Below are 1927 nucleotides of genomic sequence, written 5' to 3'. Positions count from 1 at the left end.
GGCGCTTGGCGATCAGCGGCCGCGCGATCGAGGTGCCGAGCAGATACAGCCCCTCATACAACGCGTTGGCGCGCATCATCGGGAACACATAATCCCGAACGAACTCCTCGCGAAGATCGTCGATGAAGATATGCTCGGGCTTGATCCCCATCAGCTCCGCCTTGGCGCGGGCCGGTTCCAGCTCCTCGCCCTGCCCCAGATCGGCGGTGAAGGTGACGACCTCGCAGCCATATTCGGTCTGCAGCCACTTCAGGATCACGCTGGTGTCGAGTCCTCCCGAATACGCAAGAACGACGCGCTTGATCTGATCGGTCATGAGGCAGGTTCCTTTCGCGCGGGCCGCTATGCCATCGCGGGCGCATTCGCAACCGTCTTGGTCCGCCAGCGCCCCTTGCCCAAGCCCCGGCGCGGGCGCAAAGCAGCCGTAACAATATTACATGGGGAGTGCCTCACCTTGAGAAACCTGACCGCCGTCTCGCTCGCCACGCTGCTCGCCGCCGGCCCCGCACTGGCGGACGAGGGCATGTGGACCTTCGACGCTTTCCCTGCCGCGCGTATGCAGGCCGCCTATGGCTGGGCACCCGACCAGGCATGGCTGAACCGCGTCCAGGCGGCGGCGGTACGGCTGACCGGCGGCTGCTCCGCCTCATTCGTCAGCGGCGAAGGGCTGATCCTGACCAATCATCACTGCGTCGCGCAATGCGCGCAGGACCTGTCCTCGAACGACAAGAATTACCTCAACGACGGCTTCATCGCAGAGGATCGCACACGTGAGCGCACCTGCCCCGGCCAGCAGGCGGAGGTCGTCACCAGCATCACCGATGTCACCCCCCGGGTGACGCAGGCGATCGGCTCGCGCAGCGGCGAGGCGCTGACCAAGGCGCGCGACGCGGCGATCGCGACGATCGAGGCGGAAGGCTGCACCGACCAGGCGACGACGCGCTGTCAGGTCGTCACGCTGTACGGCGGCGGCCAGTACAAGCTTTACCGGTATCGCAAATATTCCGACGTGCGGTTGGTCTGGGCGCCGGAGTTCGCCGCCGCCTTCTTTGGCGGCGATCCGGACAATTTCAATTTTCCGCGCTTCAACCTCGATGCCTCGTTCCTGCACGCTTATGAGAATGGCAAGCCCGCCGCGACGCCGCAGCATCTGCGGTGGAACCCGCGCGCGCCGGTGGAGGGCGAGGCGACCTTCGTCGTCGGGAACCCGGGGCGGACGCAGCGGCTGCTGACGCAGGACCAGCTGGCCGTACAGCGCGAACTGATCCTGCCGCTGACGGTCACGCTGCTGTCCGAATATCGCGGTCGCCTGATCGCGGCGAGCGAGCAAAGCGCGGACCGGCGGCGCGAGGCGGCGGATACGCTGTTCGGGATCGAGAACAGTTACAAGGTCTATTGGGGCCAGGCCCGCGCGCTCGACGATAGCCGCTTCGCCGCGCAGCTGGCACAGAACGAAACCGCGCTGAAGGCAAAGGCCGGCGGGCGCGTCGGCGATCCCTGGGGCGATGTCGCGCGCGCCGATACCGATTATCGCGACCTGTTCCTTGATTATTATTTCCTGGAGCAGCGCGCCGGCTGGCAATCGCAGCTCTATTCCTATGCGAGGCGATTGGTGCGCGCCGCCATGGAACGCGAGAAGCCGAATGCCGATCGCCTGTCCGGCTATACCGACTCGGCCCTGCCATTGCTCGAGAAGCAGCTCACCGACCCCGTACCGACCTATCCGTGGCTGGAACGGATGACGCTGTCTTTCTGGCTGTCGAAGACGCGCGAGTATCTGACCGCTGACAATGCGCAGGTGAAGGCTCTGCTGGGCCGCGAATCGCCCGAGACGCTGTCGGCGCGGTTGATCGACGGTACTACCCTTGCCGATCCGGCGGTGCGGCGGCGACTGTTCACCGGCGGCATGGCGGCCATCAGCGACTCT

2 protein-coding genes are annotated in these 1927 nt (G+C 65.7%); one reads left to right on the top strand and one right to left on the bottom strand.

The genetic code is table 11. The annotated features are described in order from the left end of the window. Positions 1 to 316: argininosuccinate synthase domain-containing protein (locus ACFDSW_RS04400; RefSeq protein ID WP_375249060.1), on the bottom strand; the 316-nt coding region annotated here is incomplete at its 3' end. Positions 317 to 454: 138 nt separating this feature from the next. Between ACFDSW_RS04400 and ACFDSW_RS04395 the strand changes: the two genes are divergently transcribed. Then, positions 455 to 1927: S46 family peptidase (locus ACFDSW_RS04395; RefSeq protein WP_375249059.1), on the top strand; the 1473-nt coding region annotated here is incomplete at its 3' end.

This window comes from Sphingomonas sp., from assembly GCF_042091075.1.
In the GTDB taxonomy this organism is placed as follows: domain Bacteria; phylum Pseudomonadota; class Alphaproteobacteria; order Sphingomonadales; family Sphingomonadaceae; genus Sphingomonas.
The sequence above is the reverse complement of the archived record's forward strand: the minus strand, read 5'-3'. Positions and strand labels throughout refer to the sequence as shown.